At 63.9% G+C, this 6,052-nt stretch carries 4 protein-coding genes; all 4 read right to left on the minus strand.

Annotated features, from left to right (window positions below):
- Positions 1-739: 739 nt before the first annotated feature.
- A complete protein-coding gene (locus CIW48_RS32610; RefSeq protein WP_149314480.1) occupies positions 740-1,042 on the minus strand; it encodes a hypothetical protein in 303 nt (100 codons plus the stop codon).
- Between the two features lie 414 nt (positions 1,043-1,456).
- Entirely contained in the window at positions 1,457-3,148 is a 1,692-nt protein-coding gene (locus tag CIW48_RS32615; RefSeq protein WP_149314481.1) for an AMP-binding protein, read from the minus strand.
- 152 nt (positions 3,149-3,300) lie between these two features.
- A complete protein-coding gene (locus tag CIW48_RS32620; RefSeq protein WP_149314482.1) occupies positions 3,301-3,798 on the minus strand; it encodes a DUF4188 domain-containing protein in 498 nt (165 codons plus the stop codon).
- Between the two features lie 133 nt (positions 3,799-3,931).
- A complete protein-coding gene (locus CIW48_RS32625; protein ID WP_173009483.1) occupies positions 3,932-5,479 on the minus strand; it encodes a winged helix-turn-helix domain-containing protein in 1,548 nt (515 codons plus the stop codon).
- Positions 5,480-6,052 lie beyond the last annotated feature (573 nt).

Here is a 6,052-nt window from a genome sequence, read left to right on the forward strand (position 1 = left end):
GGCCACGGCCGCCTGACAGCACGCAGAGGAGACTTTTCCAGGTTGCGAGGACGATGAGAGTTGATGGCGAACCGGTCAGACCGGGAGCCGGGACACCCCGCTGTCTGTCCAGGGCGTCATAGCCCGCGAAGCAGAGTGGGACCCAGCTCGCGGATACCATCAGGGCCAGCGGTCAACATGAACGACTGCATCGACAGGCCGGACACAAGACTGCACCCGACCAACGCGTCAGAAGCTCAATTCGCCACTTGCAATGCGGGAGCCATCCACACAGGACCGACCGCTCCCCACACAACCCAGACGCTCGGCGCCTGACCTGGCGGAGCGGAACTGGCCGAAAGCAGCACGTCGGCTTCGGAGCATACGTGTTGACAAAGCGGACGGGGCTTGTCGCGTTTTCTCGCCGCGGGCGGTATGCAAATGCGAACGTTCTGCACCGCTGTAGAACGAGCTTTCAGAGCGACCGTTTTGTGTCGCGTTGCCAGCCGGGAAACAACTTCGAACTGGCCGCAACGTCCTGCTCTGCGGACGAATCTGCCGCCTTGAGCCAGGATGCCCGTTCGCTCCAACCTCAACTCGCGCTCGGCGATGAGTCAGAACTCCAGTTCGTACCCGTCAGACCGGTGGTTGCGGTCTCACGGAGGTTTGTTCGCCAATGTGAGTAGTGGACAGATTCACACTTAGGCTGTCGAGGAGGCGGGGCTCGCGGTGCCCCGCCTCGATCAGCGCGGTGGATGGCTCAGCGGCCAGAAGCCGGGAAGCGTGCACCCCAGACGTTGATCGTGGGCTCGGGCATCGAGGTGACCGGTGCTGCCACGAACTCATGCCTGGCGATCGGGAGGACGCGGGACGAAGTGGCCGGAGCCGCCGACAAGACCGTATAGCTCGACGGAGCGGACGGCGCGGGGATCGAAGCGGCGAAGCCGGGCGCCTCGAATTCGTGCCCCCAGGCGGTGAAATTGCGGCCCTCGCCGGCAAAGGCGGAGGTGGCGAAGGCGCCGAGGCTGAGTGCGGCGACCAGGGTAGCGGTACGAGCGATCATATCAAAGCTCCACGGGTTTCGTAGGGATTTCATCGAATATGCGGCGAATTTCTCTGTCATATTGCGGTTAACTTGAGCACAATAGACTTAGAACGGCACCTCAATGCGGAGATATATCTCGAGATTTACTATCTGGCTGATCTCGATGTGCCTCTCTGCATCTGTAATGACTGTACACACTGCGGCGGCCGAAATCCTGAGAGCCGGCCGAATGGTTCTGAGATGCGCCTGAAAGATTCCGACGCGCGTGACCTGCGGGATCGGTGAGGGGCCTGAATTGCGCGGCCCGACATTCGAAGAGCCTCCCGCGGTCCGCCGCCGCCAGCATCAGGTCGATGCCGGCGGGCAGGACGCTCTGCGGAAGGCTCCTGTGAGTGGCAGAGAGGGAGCGCTCTGACAGCGCCGGCTTGGCGCTTATGCTTGAAGGGGGCTGCCGAGCTCCAGGACGCGCTCGCGAAGCGCGCGGCGCAAGACTTTGCCGACTGGCGTCTTTGGGAGCGTGTCGAGAAAGATCACGCGGTGCGGCACCTTGTATGCTGTCAACGAGGTCCGGGCGTGCGCGATCACAGCGGCTTCCGTGAGTTTGGGATCGCCCCGCACCACGCAGGCGACGATCGCCTCGCCCGAGCGAGCGTCCGGCACTGCGACCGCTGCCGCTTCCCGGATGCCCGGGTGGCGCATTAGGACATCGTCGACTTCGCGCGGATAGACATTGAACCCGCTGACGATCGCCATGTCTTTCTTCCGGTCCACGAGCGTGAGATACCCATCTGCGCTCATCGCCGCGATATCGCCCGTCGCCAGGAAGCCGCGGCTGTCGAGAACGCGGGCGGTCTCCTCCGGTTGATTGTAGTAGCCGCGCATGACCTGAGGGCCGCGGATGTGGATCTCACCGGGCTCCTCCGGCATTGCAAGCGATCCATCGTCGCGGCGAATCTCGATCTCAGTCGAGCAGACCGGAAAGCCGATTCCGCCGCGTGACACGTGTTGTCCGAACGGGTTCATAGCAGCAACACCAGCCACTTCGGTCAGCCCGTAGCCATCAATGATCGAGAGCCCGGTCGTCGCCCGCCAGGCTTCGGCAATGGCAGGCGGCAGGGGCGCCCCGCCGGAACAGCAGACAGCCGTCGCGCTGAAATCGACCTTCCGGATGCCAGGGTGCTGCGACAATGCCTGATACAGGCTCGGCACGCCCGCGATGCTCCGCAAACGGTGCCGTTGCATCTCCGCAACGAGACCATCCAGATCACGCGGGTTTGCGATCAGCACGCCGCAGCCGCCCAGGATGAACCGGTGGATGACTTGGCAGATGAGTGCCAGGGCATGGTAGAGCGGCAGGGCAACGAGATACGTCTCTCCGCGCTCGGTCCCGATGGCTGCGAACCACGTTCCCAGGATCAGGGCATTCGCCAGCACGTTTCCGTGGGTCAGGATCGCGCCCTTGGCGAGCCCTGTTGTGCCGCCCGTGTATTGAAGCAGTGCAGCATCGTCGCGTCCGACCTCGACCTGAGGCACCCTGACGGCGGCCCGCGCCGAGACAATGCGGCGCCATTGCTGCGCGCCATCGATATGCCAGGCCGGGATGAGGTTCTGGACGCGTCGCACGACGAAGTTCGTCAGCATCCCCTTGGCGCGCCCGAGCCCATCGCCGAGGCGTGTGACGATTACGTTCGGTATTTCGACGTGACGCAGAGCCTTCTGAAGCGTTGCACAGAACTGTTCGAGCACGATGATCGTCTTCGCACCGCTGTCGCGTAGCTGATGCACTAGCTCGGGCGCGGTGTAGAGCGGGTTTACGTTGACGACGACGAGACCGGCCCTGACCACGCCGAAGAAGGCGATCGGGTATTGCAGCAAATTCGGCAGCATGATCGCAACGCGATCGCCCGTCCGCAACATGAGGACCTCGCGGAGGTAATGAGCGAGCCGCGCTGAGGCTTTGTCGAGACCGCCGTAGGTGAGTTCGCGACCCATGCTGCTGAAGGCGCGGCGATTTCGGAAGCGAGCGACCGTGGCCTCGAACATCTGGTCGAGCGAGGTGAACTGCGCGACGTCCGCCTGTTCGGGAACACCGGGATCGTAATGCGCGAGCCAAGCCTTGCTCATGTTAGCCTCCTCGAGGACACGATGGCGCGTCAGCTCCGCTGACTAGCGGCGGCGTCGGCCGCACGTCCTGAAAGGATCCCGATGCCTTTCCGATCTTCCCTGAAGAACTGAACTCCTCGGACGGTCAGCCGAGCGGGATGTACCGGGGTGGACTAGGCGATCCGATCTGGCAGGTCCGGCGCGCTGTCCGGAGCCAGCTCATGGTGCCGGCTCGCCATCGTGCCGTGGGCCGGGACCATCGGCATAAAAGCAGAGAAGCCGACGGGCTTGCCGATGTCGACGTAGACAGCCTCCATGCCCCCTCGCATGTGATAGGTCTCGTGCCAGAAGCCGGTCCCGCGCGAGTCCCTCAGGAAGTCGCGCCACCAGATCCGGTGTGGATCCGACTTCGACCAAGCCTCCAGGCTCTGCATGTCACGCCAGTACCAGCGCATGCCGATATGGGTCGGCCTCAGGCTGAAGATGATCCGGTTCTCATAATGCAGCAGTCCTGCCGGCCGGCCGACGCCGGCCGCGTCGATGGGCTTGCCGAGGCCGAGAAGCGTCTTCAAACCGTAGCCGGTGCGCACCTGCATCCCAAGCATGATGACGACGAGGTCGGGATAGGCGCTGAAATCGGGGACCTCTCGGCGTACCGCTGTCGTCTGCATCGGCCCCTCCACACAAGTGCTCTCCGGACCCTCGATCGTTCAGAGCCGGTCCGATCTCCAGCTAACCGGCCGACGCTTCGGGCGGCGTCCCGACCGGTCGTGTCGAGGCGCGATCCCAAAGCCGGCGCGGGCGTCAGCCGGGTAGCCCGGCCACGCGCAGGTGGTGGCTGAACCGCTCCGCCATGCCTTGGTCATGCCGGTAAGCGTTCGCCACCCTCGGAAGCGCGAGGCTGAACTTTGCGCTCCGCTGCAAGAGATCCGAGATCCACGTTGAGGCTTCATCCTTACGTCCCAGAGCGACACACGAGGCGGCCGCCATGACGTAAGCCATCAGGTAGCTCGGGCTCCTGAAGCTGGCCTCGGTCGCGTTCCGGACCGCCTCATCGAAGCGGTCCAGGGCATAGAGGGGGCTTGCTGCCACGCCCTGGAAGAAGCCGGGAGCCAAAGGGCTTAGACCGATCGCGCGATCGATGCTGGCGAGAGCGGCGGCGTAGCGGCCCATTGCGGTTTGGGCCAGGCTGAGGAAGGCCAGAGCCAGGGCATCGCCAGGACTGAGAGCAACGCCGCGCTCGGCAGCAATCAAGGCCTCATCAGACCGGCCGGTTATCAGGAGAGCATAGCTCAGGGCGCGGTGGCCGATCGGTAGGGACGAGTCGAGTTCCAGCCCGTGGCGGATGGCCTGCACGGCGTCTGCGAGCCGCTCCGGGCCAGCTTCGCCGGAGATCGCCATGCCGGCATCCGTCGCGATGCAGAAGCCACGCGCGATGTGCCCCGGCGCATAGGTGGGATCCAGGGCAACAGCCCGCTCGACCTCCGCCAGCGCCGCCCTGACGCCAGCGTGGCTGAACTGCAGCATGTGCGCGAGTGCCTGGAGCGTAAGCTCGTAGACGTCGAGGCTTGCCGGTGGGCGACGCAGGCTCGCAGCCTGCTCGTGGCTCTGAAGGCCTGAGAACAAGGTACCGGCAATCCGCGCCACCAGCTCGTCCTGCACCTCGTAGACCTCGCCCGCCGCAAAGGCGTAACGGTCTGCCCAGACGTGGCTATTCGAGGAGCCCTCCACGAGCTGCGCGTTGACGATCATGCGCTCGCCGGCGCGCCGGATGCTGCCCTCAAGCACGTAGCGCACGTCGAGGAGTCGCGCGACATCCGCCGCCGTTCCGCCGCTCGCCCTGGCTGCGAAGGAGCTCTGGCGAGCGATGACGGTGATGTTCCGGTTGCGGGCAAGCTCCGTGATGATGTCTTCGGCAAAGCCCGCCCCCAAAGCCCCGTAGGTGCCCGGGCCGTCCGTAAATTCGTCGAAGGGCAGGACGGCGATGCTCGGCCAGAAGCTCGTCGAAGGCCTGACGTCAGCGCGCACGGTGTCTGCGGGCTTGGGCTCGTCGGGCAGGACCAGCATGTAGCCGCGCCGTGGGATGGTTCGGATGAGGTCCCGCGCATCCGAGCCCACAACCTTGCGGATCTCTGAAATGCACTGGGTGAGGGAGTCTTCCGTGACGATGACGCCGGGCCAGCAATCCGTGAGGAGCGCATCCTTGCTGACGAGATCGCCCGCGCTGGCAGCAAGGCGCCGCAACACGTCGAAGGAGCGGGGACGCAACTCCCGCCGCTGCCCGTCCTGCCCGATGACTTGCTCGCGCCGGAGATCGATTGCGACATCGGAGAGCGTGATGCTGTCGATCATCGAAGACCGATCCCGTGTCCACCGTTTACTGCTGATAGCAATCACCATACGTCGGCAAACTCAAGGCGCGCAGCCGAATTCCGAGTGTGGGGAAGCCGACGCACGCGCGCCTTGCGCCGCCAATGATCCTGCCGCTCGACAACAGCCCTACGCAATTCATTTAAGGCGCGGCTCTGAGCAGTGAGGATCCGTTGGCTCTTCCTAGCAGCACCAGCAGTGTTCAGCTTTGCGGCTAAGCTGACGCCTTCCTCAGGACTGATCGAGAGACTAACGGCCATGCCTCGCAGTTCATGCAGTCGGCACCAGGGCACCAGAGGCAGCAGATTCGAATAAGTGTGCAGCCAAAGTTCCGGAATCTTGACACACATTCAGAAATATTCGGAAATTTTCAGCGCGATTCAGCGATCTTGCCAGGATGTTCAGCGTCATCCATGGCGATCTGCACCTCGAAGGTACGTTGAATGTACTTTCATGGTAATTACCCAGGGGGTATCCGGCGACTGCGGCTCGCATCGTGCGGGCGTTCCCCTCTTGCAGAGTTTGGATTTCGCTGATTCCTTCGTGGGATGGGGC

It is taken from the genome of Methylobacterium sp. P1-11, assembly GCF_008329595.1.
Lineage (GTDB): Bacteria > Pseudomonadota > Alphaproteobacteria > Rhizobiales > Beijerinckiaceae > Methylobacterium.